The 19,743-nt window shown below is 66.2% G+C and carries 17 protein-coding genes; 3 read left to right on the forward strand and 14 right to left on the reverse strand.

Annotation, left to right across the window (positions count from 1 at the left end):
• The first annotated feature begins 2 nt into the window (after positions 1 to 2).
• Positions 3 to 2,573, forward strand: a complete 2,571-nt coding sequence (locus Poly30_RS16365) for an FG-GAP repeat protein (protein ID WP_145199373.1) — start codon at positions 3 to 5, stop codon at positions 2,571 to 2,573.
• A 9-nt stretch (positions 2,574 to 2,582) separates the two neighbouring features.
• Here the strand turns inward: Poly30_RS16365 and Poly30_RS16370 are convergent, their stop codons facing one another.
• From Poly30_RS16370 to Poly30_RS16410, 9 genes are all read right to left on the reverse strand, one after another.
• Positions 2,583 to 3,257 carry a hypothetical protein gene (locus tag Poly30_RS16370; protein ID WP_145199377.1) on the reverse strand — a complete coding sequence of 225 codons (675 nt, stop codon included), beginning with the start codon at positions 3,255 to 3,257 and terminating at the stop codon, positions 2,583 to 2,585.
• A gap of 1,247 nt (positions 3,258 to 4,504) precedes the next feature.
• A complete protein-coding gene (locus Poly30_RS16375) occupies positions 4,505 to 6,214 on the reverse strand; it encodes an FG-GAP repeat domain-containing protein (RefSeq protein WP_145199380.1) in 1,710 nt (569 codons plus the stop codon).
• A 245-nt stretch (positions 6,215 to 6,459) separates the two neighbouring features.
• The gene (locus tag Poly30_RS16380; protein ID WP_419190261.1) at positions 6,460 to 7,371 is read right to left on the reverse strand and encodes a transposase; all 912 of its coding nucleotides are present in this window, start codon (positions 7,369 to 7,371) and stop codon (positions 6,460 to 6,462) included.
• A 69-nt stretch (positions 7,372 to 7,440) separates the two neighbouring features.
• Positions 7,441 to 8,322: an SDR family oxidoreductase gene (locus Poly30_RS16385; RefSeq protein WP_145199386.1), complete on the reverse strand. Its 882-nt coding sequence runs from the start codon at positions 8,320 to 8,322 to the stop codon at positions 7,441 to 7,443.
• A gap of 60 nt (positions 8,323 to 8,382) precedes the next feature.
• Positions 8,383 to 8,853, reverse strand: coding sequence for a DUF2231 domain-containing protein (locus Poly30_RS16390; RefSeq protein ID WP_145199389.1), 471 nt, complete (start codon positions 8,851 to 8,853; stop codon positions 8,383 to 8,385).
• 5 nt (positions 8,854 to 8,858) lie between these two features.
• The gene (locus Poly30_RS16395; RefSeq protein ID WP_145199392.1) at positions 8,859 to 9,152 is read right to left on the reverse strand and encodes a DUF2218 domain-containing protein; all 294 of its coding nucleotides are present in this window, start codon (positions 9,150 to 9,152) and stop codon (positions 8,859 to 8,861) included.
• Positions 9,153 to 9,263: 111 nt separating this feature from the next.
• Positions 9,264 to 9,641 (reverse strand): antibiotic biosynthesis monooxygenase family protein, encoded by a 378-nt coding sequence (locus tag Poly30_RS16400; protein ID WP_419190262.1) that lies wholly within the window; start codon positions 9,639 to 9,641, stop codon positions 9,264 to 9,266.
• Between the two features lie 250 nt (positions 9,642 to 9,891).
• Positions 9,892 to 10,077 (reverse strand): hypothetical protein, encoded by a 186-nt coding sequence (locus tag Poly30_RS16405; RefSeq protein WP_145199395.1) that lies wholly within the window; start codon positions 10,075 to 10,077, stop codon positions 9,892 to 9,894.
• Positions 10,078 to 10,128: 51 nt separating this feature from the next.
• The gene (locus Poly30_RS16410) at positions 10,129 to 10,842 is read right to left on the reverse strand and encodes a transposase (RefSeq protein ID WP_419190263.1); all 714 of its coding nucleotides are present in this window, start codon (positions 10,840 to 10,842) and stop codon (positions 10,129 to 10,131) included.
• Here Poly30_RS16410 and Poly30_RS16415 point away from each other — a divergent pair.
• Together Poly30_RS16415 and Poly30_RS16420 are read left to right on the forward strand one after the other, a co-directional pair.
• Positions 10,830 to 11,126, forward strand: coding sequence for a TrkA C-terminal domain-containing protein (locus tag Poly30_RS16415; RefSeq protein WP_419190264.1), 297 nt, complete (start codon positions 10,830 to 10,832; stop codon positions 11,124 to 11,126). The genes Poly30_RS16410 and Poly30_RS16415 overlap by 13 nt on opposite strands.
• A gap of 1,324 nt (positions 11,127 to 12,450) precedes the next feature.
• Positions 12,451 to 13,641 (forward strand): IS110 family RNA-guided transposase, encoded by a 1,191-nt coding sequence (locus Poly30_RS16420; RefSeq protein ID WP_145199403.1) that lies wholly within the window; start codon positions 12,451 to 12,453, stop codon positions 13,639 to 13,641.
• Positions 13,642 to 14,365: 724 nt separating this feature from the next.
• On the opposite strand, the gene Poly30_RS16425 is transcribed toward Poly30_RS16420, so the two are convergent.
• The 5 genes from Poly30_RS16425 to Poly30_RS16440 form a co-directional block, all read right to left on the reverse strand.
• Positions 14,366 to 15,046 (reverse strand): serine/threonine-protein kinase, encoded by a 681-nt coding sequence (locus Poly30_RS16425; protein WP_419190265.1) that lies wholly within the window; start codon positions 15,044 to 15,046, stop codon positions 14,366 to 14,368.
• Positions 15,024 to 15,362, reverse strand: coding sequence for a hypothetical protein (locus Poly30_RS28575; RefSeq protein WP_419190266.1), 339 nt, complete (start codon positions 15,360 to 15,362; stop codon positions 15,024 to 15,026). The genes Poly30_RS16425 and Poly30_RS28575 overlap by 23 nt, the downstream gene beginning before the upstream one ends.
• 66 nt (positions 15,363 to 15,428) lie before the next feature.
• Positions 15,429 to 16,526, reverse strand: coding sequence for a TolB-like translocation protein (locus Poly30_RS16430; RefSeq protein WP_145199410.1), 1,098 nt, complete (start codon positions 16,524 to 16,526; stop codon positions 15,429 to 15,431).
• Between the two features lie 275 nt (positions 16,527 to 16,801).
• Positions 16,802 to 18,361, reverse strand: a complete 1,560-nt coding sequence (locus tag Poly30_RS16435; RefSeq protein ID WP_145199412.1) for a hypothetical protein — start codon at positions 18,359 to 18,361, stop codon at positions 16,802 to 16,804.
• Positions 18,355 to 19,506, reverse strand: coding sequence for a hypothetical protein (locus Poly30_RS16440; protein ID WP_145199415.1), 1,152 nt, complete (start codon positions 19,504 to 19,506; stop codon positions 18,355 to 18,357). Before Poly30_RS16440 ends, Poly30_RS16435 begins: the two co-directional genes overlap by 7 nt.
• Positions 19,507 to 19,743: the final 237 nt, after the last annotated feature.

The following is a 19,743-nucleotide window of genomic DNA, read 5'->3' on the forward strand; positions in this document are numbered from 1 at the left end:
CCATGACACCTGGACTCGCCACGCGCGCCGCCGCATTGCCCTTGCTCGCAGCCGCCTTCCTTCACTCCAGCTCAGAGGTCAGCGCCTGGCCGCATCAAGGGGGCGAGGGCAGCACTGCGCCAGAGGCCAAGGAACTGTCTGCTGACGACTGGTCCGGTATTCGCGCGGCCTATGACAGGGAGCGGCACGCGTTCTTTGCCACGGAGGAGGGCCATGCCGCTCTGCTTCATGGCCAGGGCTGCACCGCGCACTTCGATGGCCAGGGCGCATGGATCGAACCCGGCCATGCGGGCTGGAGTCTCGGACTCTCCCTTGCGCGCTATGGTTTCGAGGGTGAATTCACCGAGGTTCAAGGGACCCATGGCGTGAGGCCTGAGGGGCAGCGCCTGACCTACGACTGGGGCGAGACCTTGTCAGAGTGGTGGATCAACGATACGCGCGGGCTCGAGCATGGCTTCACCGTGCATGAGAGGCCACCTGGGAGCGCGGGGGCCGCGGATCAGCCGCTCGTCTTCGAGATGGCCGTGAGGGGCGACCTTCGAGCGATCGCCACCTTCGATCGCCGTGGCGTGAGGTTCGTCGACGAGGAGGGCGAGGTCCGTTCGACCTACGAAGGGCTCGTGGCCTACGATGCAGATGGTGTGCCGCTCCAGGCATGGATCGATACGACTGGTGCGGGCTTTCGTATCGCCGTCTGCGAGGGCACGGCTCGCTACCCCCTGACGGTCGACCCGATCGTTCAGGCGGCGTACCTGAAGTCAGCCGTGGCGGAAGCGGGCGACAACTTCGGTATCTCCGCGGACATCTCCGGCGACACCGTGGTGGTGGGGGCCTGGGGCGAAGACGGTAGCTCCACCGGGGTCAACGGGAATCAAGCCGACAATGGCGCGAACTTCTCCGGCGCCGCCTACGTGTTCGTGCGGAGCGGCGGAACGTGGAGCCAAGAGGCCTACCTGAAGGCGTCCAATACGGGCCAGAGCGACTACTTCGGTTTCTCGGTGGGCATCTCCCGTGACACGATCGTGGTGGGTGCGTACGGGGAGGACAGCGACGCCACCGGCATCAACGGGAACCAGTCCAGCAACGCGGCGCAGAACGCAGGAGCCGCCTACATCTTTCAGCGAACGGGCACGACCTGGACTCAGCAGGCCTACCTGAAGGCCTCCAACACGGACGTCAACGATAAGTTCGGGCACAAGGTCGCGATCACCGGAGGAACCGTGATCGTCAGCGCTGAGAACGAGCAGAGCAGCGCTACGGGCGTCGACGGGGATCAGCTGGACAATAGCGCGGGCAGCTCTGGAGCGGCCTACATCTTTCATCGGTCGGGGACCCGCTGGAGCCAGCAGGCGTACCTCAAGGCCTCGAACACCGAGCCGGCGGACTACTTTGGCGCTGAGGTCGCCTTGTCGGGGGACACGGCCGTCGTGAGTTCGCTCTGGGAAAGCAGCGGCGCGACGGGCGTCAACGGCGACCAGTCGGACAACAGCGTCGGCACGGCGGGCGCTGTCTACGTATTCCATCGAACGGCCGGTGTTTGGTCGCAGCAGGCGTACCTGAAACCGTCGAACACGATGACGTTCCACTACTTCGGCTACTCGGTGGGCATCTCGGGAGACACCATCGCGATTGGCGCGCTGGGGGATCGCAGCGACTCGACGGGCGTGAACGGGAGCCAGGCGGACGTGGGGCTGATCCGCGCGGGCGCCGCGTATATCTTCCAGCGTACGGGGGGCGTCTGGCGCCAGGAGGCCTACATGAAGACGTCGAACCCTGAGTACGGGGACGAACTCGGCCGGTCCATCGCGATCTCGGGGGACGTCGTCGTCGCTGGCGCGATCTGGGAGGACAGCGCTGCGTCGGGCGTCAACGGCGATCAATCGGACAACAGCCGGTCGGACGCCGGGGCCGCGTACCTCTATCACCGGTCGGAAGGCGTATGGACCCAGCGGGCGTACCTGAAGGCGTCCAACCCCGGCGGCTCGGACCTGTTCGGCTATTCGGTCGCCATCTCAGGCGGCACGGTGCTGATCGCCACCCAGGGGGAGGACAGCAACGCCACCGGGGTGAACGGCAACGGATCGAACAACAGCGCCGGCAACGCGGGCGCCGCCTACATCTTCAACGTGGGGGGCCTCGGCAACATCGGCGTGAGCATCTGTGCTCCTGGCGTGCCAAACTCTACGGGCTTGCCGGCGGAACTCGCCGTTAGGGGGTCCTCGGTAGCCTTGGACAACCAAGTCGAGCTCTTCGCGCGAAACCTCCCCCTCGGGAACTTTGGCTACTTTCTGACGAGTCGCACCTACGGCCCTCCCGCGACGCCCATGGGGAGTCAGGGAGCGATCTGCCTGGACGGGAGCATTGGCCGCTACATCGGCCCGGGCCAGATCCGGAGCTCCGGGAGCAGCGGGACGTTCGCCCTCTCGATCGACCTGACCCAGACTCCCCAGCCCAGTGGGTTCGTGAGCGTTTTGGCCGGGGAGACCTGGAGCTTCCAGGCCTGGTATCGGGACGCGATCGGTGGCCAGGTGACGTCGAACTTCACGGACGGCGTCGAGTTGACCTTTCGATAGGCCGACGGATCAGTCGCGGGTCGCCCCATCATCGCCGTCGCGCCACCCTTCGGCTCGGTACATCTCGTCCACTTCGGCGTAGGCCTTCTCCCGCATCGCCCTCGTGATGCGCGTGACAGAGCCCACTCGAAAGCTCTCCTCGGTCGCTGGCTTCCAGTCGGGGAGCCAGTCCGATCGCGTCTTGTGGAGACCCGGCGGCATGGGGCCGACCGTGTAGGGGGCTTCCATTCGCACGATCAAGAGGTCGTCATCTTCGCGGTAGTAGTGCGTCACCAAGTCCCGCTGGCCGGCCTCGTACTCCGTGCAATAAAGGCCGTCATGCCCCACGATCTCGAGCATTGCCATGTAGAGCGTGTAGGCCCCGTTGGCGAGCCAGTCATCGTGGACGGACACGGAGAAAGCGACCTCCCACTCGGGCATTCGCGCGTGATGCTGGGACCCGGGAGATTCCCCCAGCCAGACCATCCGAACAGGTCGGCTCCCCGTGCCGGCGCTCTGCTCATCCATGCCCCCATGCAGCATTCCTGGTGAGACCAGATAGTCGCGTAAGGGGGCCGGCAGAGCGGCGAGGTCCTCGTGCTCCGGGGGCTCTCCGGCCACGAGGCTCTTGAAGACGCGGACAGCGCCTTCAGGCAGATGGGGATCGAGTCCGAAGCTGAAGTTGAAGAGGTAGTGTTCACTCATATCGCTCCCACCATTCCGCCGTGTCGGTGGAGAGTCGTGAATGGTGGTACCGACTTGAAACCCTGCCGCAGCGGCCCCGCTTGCTGAGCGCTGCTATACGGTTGAGCTATCCGTTACCGGGGTGCTGGCGCATCCTATAGTCTGTGCCCAGTGTATTCCAGTTCGCTCTGCTCCCCATGCCAAGCACTCCCTAACGGATAGGAACTCCAAGCGGTGTGTCGACACGCCAGTCACCGTATCCTGGAGCCCGATTCACCGCTACCCCCATCCTCACCGGCCACGCGGGAGCGCCCGGGCAGCCATCGGGCTCTTCGCTGAGCCGAACTCGCCCGATTTCGCCCCCTCCGACGAGCACCACCGGTTCACTTCACCACGACCTGCAGCCAGCACCCTTCCCAAGGCGCGGGCTGTTGTTGTTTCATCGAGCACGATCGCCCGCGACTGAACGCTGGCGCTCACGCCCGTCGCGCCTGAAGCCCGTGCGCCTGAAGCCCGAGAGGATGGCCTGCTTGGCTGAACTTGGCGGGAGTGTGCACGACCACCACGTAACGGAAAGGAATTCCAAGCGGGGAGGTATGGCGGTACCGAGAAACGTGGCGGCTTCGGGTCGGGTTCGGTACCGCCAATCTGGGTGACCATGCGGGTATCCTTGGCGGACACGGTCACGAAGGCTCCGGGCTCACCCATGATCTCATCGACCAGATGCACGTTCACCGGAAGGAGGATTCCCGAAGTGGATCCATCGTTGTGAGGCATACGATCCAACCGATGGGAAGGCGCCGCGCTACGTCCCGCTGGCGCTTCCTTGACGCGAATTTTCCTGTCATTCGGAACCTGCACCAGGGCAACGTCCCCGGATTCCCCTGCGCCGTGGGCCGTCTCTGCTTCACGTCCCACGACGGCCGTGGCGCGGGTCGCTCCCCTCATCCACATGAAAGTGAGCAGGGGCAGAACGACAACGACGAGCAGTGCGGGAATGAGACGGCGCATCCCCTGCAGTTTAGCGGATCCTCGCTCACGGGAAGGTCCCGTCCGCCGCGTGATATCGATCGCTTCGAGGCTTCCATCAGGCGCCTGTGAACCAATCCAGCTGCTCAAACGTGGCGGCTTTGGGTCGGGCTCGGTACCGCCACGATATCGATGCCCACCCGGAAGTCCCTTGGAAGATTCTTCCGACGATGCCGGGGATCCACTCCCCGGTACCCGGAGAGCGCGTCAGTCGCGCCGCAGCTACCAGGAGCGCAGACTCACAGGGCCCAGCGAACGATCTTCGAGTTGGTGGTCCCGCCGCCACTGGGGCTCCCCGCGTCGCGGAAGATGGCTTGCAGGGTCCACTGGGTGCCAGCGAGCCAGGTCCCGTTGCCCGAGTAGCCAGTGACGTCCAGCTCGATGTCGATGCTGCCTGCTGCATCGATGGGGACGACCGGCGTGATCCTCTGGGCGCCAGGGCCGTGGACGCAGAGTCCGTGGGGGCCTGCGGGTAGATCGGACGCGCCGGGCTGGCCGAAGAAGAGGCCGAAGGAATGCGCGGGTGCGTCGAAGACCTGGGCCCAGAGGCGCTCTCTCGACAGGCTGATCGCGCCATCGAATCGGAAGCTGGCCGCAACGCCGCCACTGTGCGGTGTGGGCGTGCAGCCCGACTCAGCATCCGTGCGGAAGCCCTTGAAGATATGGATGACGCCCGTGTCGAAGCCCTGGGTCCAGTCTCCGAATCCCACGATGGCGAATTCCGCCAGGCCGTCCCCGGTAAGGTCGCCGAGGATCGCTCCCCCGAGCCCGTAGTTCGAGGTCAAGGGGTCCTGCTGGTCCATGAGTTCCAGGTCGAAGAGGATCTCGCCGGTCTTGCCGCTGACGATGGTCTCCGCGCCGTGCTTCTCTTCGAAGTACCAGCGGTTGTGGGAGCCGACCAGGATGTCGTTGTAGCCGTCTCCGTTGATGTCGCCCTCGGACTGCACGTAGGTTCCGAACGAGCCGTTGTCGGCTGGGAGGCCCCACTGTGTCAACGGGGCGCGTCCCACGGGGCCGGGTATGCGCCTGATGACCTCTCCTGACGCGCCGGAGTACAGGACGATCGCACCAGGATGGGGATTAGAATCGCCGAGGGAAGGCGCCCCGATGAAGGCAGCTCCGGCGACGAAGTCCCCGATCCCATCCCCATCGATGTCACCGATGGCATCCAGGGATGCGCCCAGCCTTTCGGTCCCGAAGAAGGGATCGTAGTCGCCATCGATGGTGTACAGCACTTGCACGCTGGGCATGGAGAGGGCAACAATCTCGTTGTACGCCCCGCTACCGATCACGAGGTCGGCGATGCCGTCTCCGTTCAGGTCACCAGGGCTGCAGAGTCCGCCAGACCCGTGGCCATAGATCTGTGCATGGTCGCGAGCATCGGGCCCGAGGTGAATGACGACGCCCTCATTAGACTCGGTGCCCGACGCCCAGTCCGCATACCCGTCGCCATTGATATCGCCTAGCGGGGCGCCCCGTTGGCCTGGAGTCGCACTCGGGCTCATGCTGGAGTCCGCGGTGGCCACGACCGCACCCGTCTCCCAGTCGACGATGATCGGGCTATGGTCCCCAATCACTTCGGAGAGGGCAAGGTTGGTTCGACCGTCGCCGTTCACGTCGCCAACGGCCTCCACATGATCGCCGATGAAGGAAAACTGGTTGTAGCTCATTCGAGCGTTCAGGGGCGATAAGGTGGCGCCGGAGTAGACCTGGTAGAACCCTCGAGAGTTCGGTCCCACGCGGCCCGTGACCACGAAGTCATCGACGGAGTCCCCATTGAGGTCGCCGACGTGGAAAACGCCCATGAGCGCGTCTTGCCCGGTCCCCTGGGAGAAATCAGCTGGTCGTCCGTAGATCTGCATCAGCAACTCCTGGGAGAGAGCGAAAGGAGAAGCAGCGGACAGCGTGAACAGAGCGAGAGTGCTAGTTCGAAGGGTAGAGAACTTCATCAGTCGGCACTCGAGTAGACGGAAAGGCCGCTACGGTGATCGCAAACGTAGAGAAGACGCTCTCCACTTGGACGGAACGGATAGGAACTCCAAGCGGTGTGTCAACACGCCAGTCACCGTATCCTGGAGCCCGATTCACCGCTACCCCCATCCTCACCGGCCACGCGGGAGCGCCCGGGCAGCCATCGGGCTCTTCGCTGAGCCGAACTCGCCCGATTTCGCCCCCTCCGACGAGCACCACCGGTTCACTTCACCACGACCTGCAGCCAGCACCCTTCCCAAGGCGCGGGCTGTTGTTGTTTCATCGAGCACGATCGCCCGCGCGCCGCTCTTCCGCAGCGCCCTACTCCCCGAAGTCCAGCCGCGCCGTGAAGTAGACACGGCCGAGGCGGCATCGGTATTCGGACCTCGAGCTCTGCCGGTGGGGAACGGCTCGGCCCTGGCGAGGACAGGTCTCCCCCACCCAGCGAATCGGATGACCTCCTCGCCGCCGCTCTCACCCCCTCCAGCACCTTCCGCGCTGTCTCCGGATCTGTGATCACGGAGATCATGTGCCTGCGCCCGCGGCAGCGCGGGCGCTTGAGAACATCTTCCGAAAACACCCGCTTCAGAAGATCTGCCCAGCGGATGTACCTCTGGTCCTTCGACGGCTCTCCCGCACTCTTCGAGCCGTCTTCATCGGCGACGTCCACATTCTTCGGCTCCTTCCGAACCACGGGACGCGGCACCACCAGATCACGCAATGATGAGGCCGGGGCCAGCACTCCCTGATACGTCAGCTGATGCTCGCGCGGATGCGGCGCGAGCGCCGCCAGTCGAGCCATGAACTGGTACGGCGTCATGACGAAGCCTTTGGTCCCATCACGCCAGGCCTTGCGCAGCAGCCACAAGACCATCCCATCGGGACGGACATCGAAGCGTTCCAGACTGATGGCGGGCCTCGTCACATAGCGGCAGAGCTTCTCCAGCTGCGCCCGCTGCCCCTTCCGGATCAGCGTCGCCGCATGCAACGAGAACCCGTCAGCGTTCACCACCAGTGGAGGCGGCACGTACTGACTCCCCCAACCCGACGACTGGAACGCAAGGCCGAGATCAGGGTCGATGAGGCGCTTCAGCGGGCGGCCTGCGGCCTCTCCCAACGGAATCAGCGACTTCACCGATGCCGCTTTCAGGCCTGGCCATTCTGGCACAGCGGCCTCGGTTCGTGTGCGCGGTCCAGGGCGGGGTCACCCCTCGACGGCGTCACGTCGCAGGACGCTATCCAGGTAGGCTCGGACAGTTTGCGCCGGACGTCCGGTGAGCGCCTCCACGTCGCCCGTCACCCGCCCGAACTCCCCGTTGTCGACGGCGCGGTACATCGTCACCAGCACCTCCACCAGCGGCTCGGGCACGCCGTCGGCGCGGCAGGACTCGGCGTACGCCTCTTCCGTCACGTGCTCGTACGCGATGGGCGCGCCCGTCGCGTGGGAGAGCGCCTGCGCGAGTTCCGGCATCGACACGGCCTCGGGTCCTGTCAGCTCGTAAAGCGTGCCCGCGTGGTCCGTGGTCAGGCATGCGGCGGCCAGGGCACGGGCGATATCCTCGCGGGTGATGTACGCCACGCGGCCTCTGGCGACGGGGTACGGCAGGCGGCTCGTCTCCACGAGCGTGGGCGCCCACTCCGCGACGGGATCGAGGTACATCCCGGTCCGGAGGATCGTCCACTCCATCCCGCTCTGTCGGAGCGCTGACTCGGCGTAGAGCAGGAACGGGGCGACGCTGAATAGGGAAGTCGGCTCGGCGGCGGAGACACTGACGAAGACCACGCGCCGAACGCCCGCCTCGCGGGCCGCCTGGAGCGCGTGAGCGTGCTGGAGGATGCGCGGCTCGACGGGCGCCGACGTCGGAATGAGCAGCAGGATGTCGGTTCCCTGGAACGCCTCACGGAGCGTGTCCGGCGCGTCGTAGTCCGCGTGGCGAACGGCGACACCGCGCGCTGCGAGGCCAGAGGCATTGTCGGGGCTGCGGACGCTCGCGCTGAGGTCGCCAGGCGCGGCTCCTTGGTCGAGGAGTGCCTGGACGACGTGCCGTCCGAGTTGGCCGCTGGCTCCGAGGACGTTGATGGTCATGGTGACGGGTTGGGTAACGGTCGATGCACGAAGGACGCTGTGCGCTCCGAAGCGAGTCGGTCAGGGCTGCGTCGCGTCGAGGAGGGGATTGACCCCGCGGACGCCGATGCCGTGGCCGTACACCAGCTCGCCGCCTGTGCCGCCGACGACCGTCAGCAGGATGAGGCCGACGGCGAGCACGGCCAGGAAGGGCCCCGTCGAGACGCCCGGGACGGGCTTGTGGCGGGTGCGCCAAGCCCAGGTGCCGAGGATCAGGAACAGGAGCGTCGTCCCGAACGCGAGCAGCTGGTGCTGCTCGACCGCGCCGTGCAGGCTGCTCTCCTCGTACGGAAAATGCGCCACCAGCCCACTGATCACCGACGGAAGCGTCGAGACGGCTCCCGTGACCAGGACGAGCACGGCGAAACGCGTGAGGTCGGGCCAGCGCCGACTGGCGACGGCGAGGGCTCCGCCGAAGAAGAGCAGCGCGATCGGGAAGTGACTCAGGATCGGGTGGAGGTCACTCCAGATGTGGTCGACAAAGTCGAACATGGCGGCTAGGCGGCGGTCCAGGTGACGGCGAGCGACTCGCCCGCCGGGACGAACCCGTGGAGGTGGCGCGTCACGACGTCTTCGAGCCGGGACACCGCCTCGGCGTCATCGCCCTCGACGCGCATCACGAGCGTGTCGGGCTCGGCGTCGAGCGTGCAGGTCCCGAAGGGGAAGGCGATGCGTCCGTGCCCCTCGTCGCGCTCCACCTCGACCTTGTGGGCGAAGTGCTTGCACAGGCGGGTGACGTAGCGCTCGGGCGTCGGCGTGGCGACGCGGGCGTGGGCAGCGAGGAGGGTCATGGCAGGAATCCAGAGGGCGGTTGAACCGCGGGTGTGACAGCAGAGGAGTGAGAGACAAGAGGCCACCTCGGGCGTCACGCGGCAGGTCGCCACGTGCGCCGGGTCGAGGGGCTACTGCTTCTGGTAGCGCGTCATCACCATCGTGTCAGCCTGGAGGTGGCTCATGAACGCGGCCGTGGCCGGAGCCGAGGCGAAGCTGCTCATGGACGCCTCGGCGTCCTCGACCGAGCGCCAGTGGACGATGGCGACCCACTGACCGTCCTCGTTGACCCCTGCCTCGCGCGAGACGAAGCCCGGCTGCTGGGAGACGTGCTCCTCCTCGACGGCGAGGTCGAACGGGCGGAACTGCTCCGGCGTAACGCCGGGGTTGAGCGTGAAGGTGGCGATTTCGATGACCATGGCAGGGCTGGGGGTCGTGGTGTTTGCGGTGGAGGCGCACCCGGACACCATCATGGCGATGGCGGCAAGGGCGATGGATAGGAACTCCAAGCGGTGTGTCGACACGCCAGTCACCGTATCCTGGAGCCCGATTCACCGCTACCCCCATCCTCACCGGCCACGCGGGAGCGCCCGGGCAGCCATCGGGCTCTTCGCTGAGCCGAACTCGCCCGATTTCGCCCCCTCCGACGAGCACCACCGGTTCACTTCACCACGACCTGCAGCCAGCACCCTTCCCAAGGCGCGGGCTGTTGTTGTTTCATCGAGCACGATCGCCCGCGCGCCGCTCTTTCGCAGCGCCCTACTTCCCGAAGTCCAGCCGCCCCTGCCGAGGCGGCATCGGTATTCGGACCTCGGGCTCTGCCGGTGGGGAACGGCTCGGCCCTGGCGACGACGGGTCTCCCCCACCCAGCGAATCGGATGACCTCCTCGCCGCCGCTCTCACCCCCTCCAGCACCTTCCGCGCTGTCTCCGGATCTGTGATCACGGAGATCATGTGCCTGCGCCCGCGGCAGCGCGGGCGCTTGAGAACATCTTCCTAAAACACCCGCTTCAGAAGATCTGCCCAGCGGATGTACCTCTGGTCCTTCGACGGCTCCCCCGCACTCTTCGAGCCGTCTTCATCGGCGACGTCCACATCCTTCGGCTCCTTCCGAACCACGGGACGCGGCACCACCAGATCACGCAATGATGAGGCCGGGGCCAGCACTCCCTGATACGTCAGCTGATGCTCGCGCGGATGCGGCGCGAGCGCCGCCAGTCGAGCCATGAACTGGTACGGCGTCATGACGAAGCCCTTGGTCCCATCACGCCAGGCCTTGCGTAGCAGCCACGAGACCATCCCATCGGGACGCACCTCGAAGCGTTCGAGACTGATGGCGGGCCTCGTCACATAGCGACAGAGCTTCTCCAGCTGCGCCCGCTGGCCCTTGCGGATCAGCGTCGCCGCGTGCAACGAGAACCCACCTGCGTTCACCACCAGCGGAGGCGGCACGTACTGACTCCCCCAACCCGACGACTGGAACGCAAGGCCGAGATCAGGGTCGATGAGGCGCTTCAGCGGGCGGCCTGCGGCCTCTCCCAACGGAATCAGCGACTTCACCGATGCCGCTTTCAGGCCTGGGAAGAACGAACCTTCACGCGCATCCCCGAAGTCGAGCAGCGGTGACTCATCCGCGCCCCCGTCCGCGTACTCCCAAGGGGGTTCGTCCCCTTTGCGTAGGGCCAGACCGAGTGAGATTGGACGTTCCACCGGCTGCGGAGCCACACGCGACCCTGGAGATCACGTCGATGGGCGAGATCGACGGCGACCTGCTCCTGTTCCACATTGATTCCAGCGTTCTGGCGTGCGATGGCGCGATCCGCGACCTGCATCTCCCGGAGGGCGCGTCGATCGCACTGATCGTCCGCGGACCGAAGCTTCTCGCCGCCCGCGGCCATACGATCCTTCGGGAAGACGATCAGGTGTACGTGTTCAGCCAGCACGAGGAAAGAGCGCTGGTGACCCTCATCTTTGGTCAACCCAAAGAGGTCTAGCCCCAATGCCGATCACTTGAGGTCCTCTCGAGTGATGCCCCCTCGGTTCTGCGCGTCCGCCAGGACGCCCGGGCTCTCGCGCTCCTGCGCGAGGCCCGCGCGGGGCCCCCGCCCCCGCGGCCTGCGCGGCGAGCGCGCCCGTCCGGCGAGGACGCCCGCCCGGCGAGGGCGCCTGCGCGGCGAGCGCACAGCGGTGTAGCCGCTATTTCGCCGTCAGGCGAAATGCCAGAGATACAGCCCGGGGTCAAGGCGACCGGCGGTTCGGCATTTCGTGCCTTGGTAGCGGCCGTGTCCGCGAGCCGGTACCCGAGAGTGGGCTCCCGATAGTGGGTTGTCGAGAGCGACTGCCTGCCGTCCGCGCGAAGCGCCGGACGCGCGGGCTGTGTCATGTCCGAGAGCGTCGCGTCCGAAAGGGTCGTGTCCGAGATCGATCTCGGACGCGACGTGAGCGGACCTGTCGATCTCGGACCTCCCACTGCCCACGCGTCCGACGCTTCGCGCGGACGGCAGGCAGTCGCTCTCGGGAAGCCCGTACCGGGAGCCCACTCTCGGGTACGGGCTCGCGGACACGGCCGCTGCCAAGGCACGTGGAGCCAAACCCCAGGACCGCTGAGACAGCACAACGTCGACTCGACGGATAGCCGATACCCAGCGGCTGCTGCGGCTACCGGTGAGTTGGGCATGGCGCTGCGACAGCGATCGGGTGGCTCGGCATTTCGTGGCTGAAACCGACCCGTCCGAGAGCGATCTCGGACGCGTCAATCTCAGCCCTGCCGATCTCGGACCTACCACTGCCCACGCGTCCGGCGCTGCGCGCGGACGGCAGGTAGTCGCTACTGGGCTCCCACTACCGACCACCCACTCTCGGGTACCGGCTCGCGGAAACGGCCGCTGCCAATACATCGAATACCGAGCCGCCGGTCGTCGCCACCCCGGGCTGTATCTCTGGCAAATCCTCTGACGAGAATTTAGCGGTTACACCGCTGTGCGCTCGCCGCGCAGGCGCCCTCGCCGGGCGGGCGTCCTCGCCGCACGGGCCGCGGGGGCGAGCCCCGCGCGAGCCTCGCGCGGGAGCGCGAGTGCCCGGGCGTCCTGACGGACGCGGAGAACCGACTCTGGATCACTCGTGCGGACCCTGAGTGATCAGCATTGGCACTAGATGCTATGGGGCAGGCCTTTCCAGGACGCCGCGCGAAAGCGAAAGTGTCCTGCACGGCAGCTTTGACCGCCCCGGTAGTGGACCGGAGCGGAAGAGAGGCTGCCTGAACCAGCCAGCGCCCCGAGTTTTGACGGCGAAGGGCAACTGGCGAGCACGGAGCTACTCATGGCCCAGGCAGCCGTTCAAAATACTACTGCAACCCCCGTCCTCTACGTCGCCCTCGAGCTGAGCAAAGATACTTGGAAGCTCGGCATCACCCTCGACAGAGTGTCCAAAGCGAAGATCCGCGACGTTCGCGCCAGGGACCTCGATGGGCTTCTCGCGGAGATCGAAGCGGCCAAGAAGCACTTCAATCTTCCAGAGAACACTCTGGTCAAGAGCTGCTACGAAGCGGGTCGCGACGGCTTCTGGATCCACCGATTCCTGCTCGCCCACGGCATCGAGAACGTCATCATCGATCCCGCGAGCATTGAGGTCGATAGGCGGAGTCGGAAGGTCAAGACCGACAGGGTGGACGCCCAGAAGATGGCGCAACTTCTCGCTCGACATGGCGATGGAGAGCGCGTTCTCCGCGTCGTACGAGTCCCTCCGCTCGAGTCAGTCGATGAGCGGATCTTGCCCCGGGATCTCAAGGCCCTCAAAAAGCGACGAGAGCAGGCCGCCAACAAGATCCAAGCGAGCCTGTTCGAGCACGGAGTAGACCTCAATCCCCGCCTGGGCAGCTTTAAGGACAAGGACTTCCTCACCGCGCTCAAGGCCGCCCGACAGTGGGATGGCAAACGACTCCCACCTGAGTGCTTGCGAAGCGTCAAGCGAAGCTGGCAGCTGTACTCCCTTCTCACCAAGCAGACCAAAGAGCTCGAGCAGCGGCAGCGCCAGGTCCTTCGCGAGGCACGCGCCGAGCCAGAGAAGGCCACCTCTGCAGCCCGCAAGGCCGCCATCCTCAGTCAGCTCCGTGGGGTGGGCGACATTGGAAGCTACGTGCTGACCACGGAGTTCTTCGGCTGGAGAGACTTTGACAACCGAAGTCAGGTGGGCGCACTCGCCGGTTTGACGGGCACACCGTTCCAGAGTGGCAACATGGGACGAGACCAAGGCATTTCGAAGAGCGGCAATCCGCGCGTTCGGACGCTCATGGTCGAACTCGGATGGCTATGGCTACGCTGGCAGCCTGATAGCCGGACGACGAAGTGGTACCACGAGCACGTCGGCAAGGGAGGAAGCCGCGCGAAGCGAAAAGCGATCGTCGCGGTGGCGAGGAAACTACTCGTCGAGTTCTGGCACTTCGTCGAACACGGCGTAGTCCCCACCGGTGCCGTACTCAAGACAACGAACGCGGAGGGGAGTCCCGCGTGACTCGCACCGGTGCTCCAGGAGACTCGCTTGCAGTGCGGGCGGAGGCGCTTCATCGAGGCCGCTTCGTTTGCCTAGATGAAGCAGTCGCCAGGGGCACTTTTCGAACAGGACGACGAATCGGAGGCCAACGAGAACACATAGAGCGCAGGACGCCACGAGGGAAATCAGCTCGTCATCGCCCGGCTGGGTGGGATGCTCATCGCATCCGCCGGTGGGCCACGACTTAGAAGGAGCGGTTTCTTCACTGGCTTTCGCAACGCCTTCGGGCGAACGCAGCATTAGGCCTTCGGGGCACAGACCCCGAGACGGATAGGAGCTTGTCGCGCGGCGACCCTCCCAAGCCAGCCTCTGGCGCGTCCACGCTACTACGCAAGAAAGCTATGAAGACTCCGAGCGTGCTTGCACTTTGTGCGCCGCCTTCGTGGTGGAAGAACAGACCAAAGAAAGGTAGCGCTCTGGGCGGCTGCGGCCGCCCAGCGCCCTTTGGAGGCACAGGGACTGTGACGTTCTCTAGCTCAGGTCAGACTCCGCCCGCGAAGCCGCAGGCGAGATTGCACGCGCGGGTTGGGCGGAGATGGGTATCACGCAGCAGATTCCAAAGGTCTGCCGAGATACATCCTGCCCAGGGCTGCCAACCGCCCAACGATTCAATCATCCAGGAGCAGGACGACGACCAAAATTCACTACAACGACCTTGACGAGGCCGTGCTCATAGGAGCCCGCATCATTCACGAGCTGGCACCACCAGCACGTCCAAACCACGCTGTGGCTGCGTCAGACGGAAGCCTGCGGCTTCCGCCCGCTTCGCGGGCTCCCTCACGGAATGGTCAACGGGCCTCTCGTGCAGCGTCACGCCGAGCGCGTAGATATCCGTCGCCGGACCGGGCTCGCCGTCTCCGCGCAGATCCTCGGGTGCCATGTACGGGAGCGATCCGACGCGCTGCCCCGACGCCGTGAGCGCGTCGGCATTCTCGAGCGAGGCGAGGCCGAAGTCGACGAGCACGACCCGCCCATCACCGAGCAGCATGATGTTCGACGGCTTGTCGTCGCGGTGCACGATGCCGCGCGCGTGAGCGTGCGCGAGGGCCCGCGCCACCTCCCGGGCGATGCGCGCCGCGGCCTGGTCGTACCTGCCTTCGAAGATCGACGGCAGACCCTCGCCGAGCTCCAGGGATCGTCCGAGATCCGCACCGACGAGGTCCCCGGAAGGCACGGACCCGAGCGCCCGAATCGCTGCGGCCAGGGAGGTTCCCTCGATGTACTCGGAGACCAGGTACGGGAGTCCGTCGCTCTCGCCGGCGGCCAGGAAGCGCGCGATCGTTGGGTGATCGAGGCGCTCCAGGGCAGCGGCCTCCCGCTGCAGGCAACGCCGAGAGTCATCGTCATGGGAGAGCTCGCGGCGCAAGAGCTTCAGCGCGACGGGGGGGGCCCCCGCCGACAGGCCTCGCGAGAAACACGTCCCCCATCCCGCCTCGGCCGAGCCTGCGCTCGATGGAATAGTCGGCGACGACCCAGTCGCGGACAGCCTCCACATCGTCCAGGAGACCGACCTCGCTCAGCTTCTGAATCGCACTCTCGAGAGCCCGCCCGTGGTCCGACGCGGTGCGGCGATGCTCATCGAGGAAGCGCCGAGCATGCTCCCGCGAGCGATCATGCGCCTCGAGGTACTGGAAGACGAGTTCGTCCAGGCTGGCTTCACTTTTCAATTCGGATGCCGGCATGGTGGCGACGATGCGGGAGCCGGGGAAGAATGAGTGCGGATACGCGACAGCGCTTCGGAAGCTCGGTCAGCGGCGCGAGAAGTGAACCGCCGTGAAGCGCGACGTGCTTCGCGAACGGCCGAGGACGTATTCGAGATCGACTGCCCCCCCTTGGCTGTCGCGGTACCAGTACTGAAAGTGCCAGGTCTCGCCCACGTCCAGGCTCGCAGCCGCAGGGAGCGAGCCGAACGGCATCGGCTGCACCACCGTCCCTCCGAGTCCCGCGGTCTGGACGAAGCTGGTGAGCCGGAAGATCTGCCCGCCCAGGCAGAGTCTCCCCGCGCTACCGCCGAAGCCTGGCACGTTGCCGACCGTTTCGCCGAAGAGGTAGTAGCGGAGAGAATGCGGCGGCAGGAACTCCGTCTGGAGCACGAGCGACTGGGCAGCGATGCGGTTGTTGCCGCCGATGTTCGTCTCTGCCATGGCGCCGCTCGAGTTCACACTTGACAGGCAGTAGGTCCCACCCGCCGCGCGCGTTCCGACCGAGCGGTCTCGCAGGTAGACATCGGTAGACGATCCGGGGACGGAGACGACGTTGGCCGCGTCGGCCGAGAGGTCCGGTGTCTCCGACGTGCCATTGGAGAGAGCGCCGTTCGTGCCCTGGCTCACGAGCGAGACGGACCCGGTCGATCGGCAATACAGAAAGATGTCCTGCAGTCCATTGGTATCTCCCGGCACGAGATCGGACGCCGTGCTCTGGAACGTCACCGCCAGGCCGTTCTCGTCCATCGAAGGCCACGTCGACGCTCCGTTCCCTGGCGCACCCTGGGCGGTACGCGAAACGAGCCAGGTCGTGCCATGGACGACGTCGCGGACGAAGACATCGGGGGAACCGTTCACGTCGCCGGGGACGAGGTTGTTCGCGTCGCTGCTGAACGCGATGAACCGCCCGCTGTCGGAGACGGCGATCTCGCGGCCGGGCCCGAATCCTGAGCCGCCGGATCCGGGGATACCGGTGCTGTCCACCGAGACGCGCTCGGTGGTGGCCACGGGGCACTGTCGTGGCGGAGCGGCTGACGCCGTGGAGGAACCGGAGGCCGACAACCAGGCGAGAATGGCCAGGGCGGCCGCCCTGCGGCGGGTGAGGGTCGAGGAGATCTCGAGAAATGGCGTGAGGAGCTTCATGGGCCCCCCATGCGGGACCGTCGCGTGGCGTCACGCGGGATCGGGAAGAAATCGCCAGCCGGGGCCGGGCCCGCCGGGTTCATGGCACGCGGCATTCCGTACCCGCTCCGGGCCATGGCGCCATGACCGAGAGCGGCCTCTCCGGTGAGCCGAACTCGCTCGATTTCCCCCTCCCCGAACGGCACCCACGGTCTGCGGTTCCTCGCGCTCAGGTAGCGCGCAGCGTCAGGAATCCGAGGCGAGCGAGGACGAGGGCGGGCGTTGAGGGCGGCGATTCACGGTGTGATCGTGACGCCCACGACGTTCGACAGATTGGAAGCCATCGCGGGGACCGCGTCTCGGTACCACGCTTGAAAGCGCCAGGTGTCACCTACGATGGCGGCTGCGGGGCCTCCTGGCCGAGGCAGTTGCGTGAGATCGAGGGCGAGCGACGCCACTCCGATCGAACTCGCGCTGAAGACGTCGTCTCCATGGCGGCCGATGGCGCCGCCCAGGCAAAGAATGCCGAGGCTGCCACCGGGGTTGATGACGAAGCCCGGATCCTGCGAGTTCAGGAAGTACCCGGGCGCGCCGACCGGCAATCGATAGACGAACAGCTCCACGCGGTTGTCCCCGAGGCTGGTGGAGCCCGTTGCCTCGATCCAGGCGTCGGCACCTGTCGAGTTGGGCACGGCCACCCCGCACTCGTTCGTACCGATGGAGGCCTGCCAGCCGTCGTAGAAATGCATCGCGGCCGCCAGGCGAATCTCGACGCCGGAGAGCTGGCTGTCGTAGAGCGGGACGGACTCCATGGCACCCAGGAACTTGTCGTCTCCGTCGAGGTCCATGAGATGGCGAATCTGCGTGGGCGCTGACCCGACCAGGAGATAGAGGGACCCATCGTCGAGGGGGAGCGCCGTCCAGCCGATCTCCTGGCCCGCGGGAAGCGAATGAACGGGCACGAACTCATCGGGCGTGCTGGACCCCGCGCTGACGTAGCCATCCCCGTCCACATCACGCAGCCGCCAGGTCAGCCCTGTTCCCCAGTCCTGCAAGACGAAGCGGTCCTGAGAGTCCACCGCAAGACTCCAGGGGAAAGACGTCGCCGACGAGCCGCTCAGCGCCAGGGAGCGGAACGTGGTGACCTCGGCGCCGTTCTCGATAACGCCGGAGCCATTGAGGTCCACGAGTCGATAGACACCTGGTGGGCGCGCATCGGTGGTGCATGCATCCGTGTAGTAGATGACCCCATCGGGGCCGCGTACGACAGAGGTGGGAATCGAGTCACCGACGCTCCCGTTCGGGGAAGGCGGCAGGTAGTAGTAGAGCTGTTCGCCGGGATCCAAGGCGTCGCCATCGCCGTTCCAGTCGTCCAGGCGAACGATCGCGTCGCGACCTCCCGTCAACGAGTCGGCGGTGGCGATCCACACCGTCGCCTCGTTCTCCACCCACACGCCGCGCGCCGAATGGAGCTCGACGGCTCCCCCGTTGGCAAGGCTCCCGTCGTACCAGAGCGTGGCCTCGCCGGCATCCTGGGCATCACCGTCCCCGTCGAGATCCCGCAGCCGAAGGACGTGATCCTCCACGGTGTCCGTGAGCCAGACGGTCTGGTCTTCCGAGACCGTCAGGCCCGCGCAATTCGAGAGTCGCAGGGCGCCGCTCTGCCCGTCGTAGAAGGGTGCCACTTCGTCGGAACCCGCGTAGAGGCCGTCGGCGTCGAGGTCACGAACGATCCAGATCACGTCGCGATCGATGTCCGAGACCAGGCACGATGGGGCGCGCTGGGCGCGCAGCTCGGCCTGAAGGGCCAGAGCACCCAGCACGAGCACCACGGCCGCTCGGCGGCGCGCTACCACGCCTGCACCCCGGCGCCACGAACGGCCAGTAGATCGCCGGGCGCACAGCGAGCCACGCCGGCGCCATCCACCAGGATCACCTGGAGCGGTATGTGCTCGGCCGTGCCATCCGCCGCCATCCTCGCACCGAGCGTCGCCGTGAGAACTCCGCCCGGAGGCAGCGTACCAAGACGCACTCGCCTGCTCGAATGGGTCACCTGAAGAACGCCCGTCACGGAGGAGATCGGATCGAACGTCATCCGTCCGTCGAGGAGCGCGAAGGCCGTGTCCCCGGGTGCACCCGTGAGGCGGACCTGGATCGGTTCACCGGACGCAACGCTACCCGGGAACACCGCGCGACGCGCCGTGTCCGGCAAGACCGTCGCCGTTCCCACCGATGCCCCCGGACTGACCAGCAGGGTGTCCACGAGCGTCAGGTCGACGCCTGGTCCCACGCGGTACGCGCCTGCGTCCAAGCCGTTGGAGCAAGCACCGTTCCCACCGCCGATCCCACCCGAGCCTCCGATCAGATCGGTCGACTGTACCCGCACCAGGCTCACGCCCTGTGCGTCCATCGCGAACTTTCCCGCTTCGCCGTCGGTGCAGCACGAAGTGCAGATGCCGCCACCCGTCTGGCCATCCTGGCCATGGGTGCCACGGAGGACGCAGTCCTCGAGGATGACGTTGGAGTCCAGAATCCCGATCGCTCCGTCGAGTCCGTGGCCGAGGGCCGCGTAGCCGGACAGCATGACCCGTCGGATCGTGACGGAGGCACTATCGACGACCATGGCCCGGTCCGCGGTCGCGTCCGAGACGATCACGTCGCCAGCGCAGCTCTCCACGCTCAGCCTGAACCGCACGGACAGGCCACGGACCACGAAGCGGCTGCCCGCAGGAAGATGGCTCAGCGTCACCTGGTAGGGCTGCCATAGCCCAACGTCGTCGTTGATGATCACGACGCCCTTCCCATCGAAGGACAGGAAGTTGCCACCGAGCGGCCGGAACGTCACGTGAAGAACGTCGCCGTCGGCCGCCGCCGTGTAGGCCGCCTCGATCGACGTGAAGTCACCCGATCCATCCCCCGCGATGGTCCATACGTCGCCGGCGAGCAGGGGCGGAGCGGCGAAGAGGAGCAGAGGACCTGCGAAGGCTCTACGGAGGTTCATGATCATCCTGTGTGGCCGCTGGGCCATGGAAGTGGACGGGGGAAAGGATCGCGACAGGTCGCGCCGCTCGGCTCGCGGTGCGAGAAGGAGATCCCGTGCGACTCACTCCGTCACCGACATTCGAGCAGTCCGTTGAAACACATCGATCCGCGGAAGCGAGGAGCGTGGAGGACGTTGCGCACTGATGAATTCGCGCCGATGCTGCCCGAATCGCCATACATATCGATTCGCACCCAC

It is taken from the genome of Saltatorellus ferox (genome assembly GCA_007751475.1).
Classification (GTDB): Bacteria; Planctomycetota; UBA1135; order UBA1135.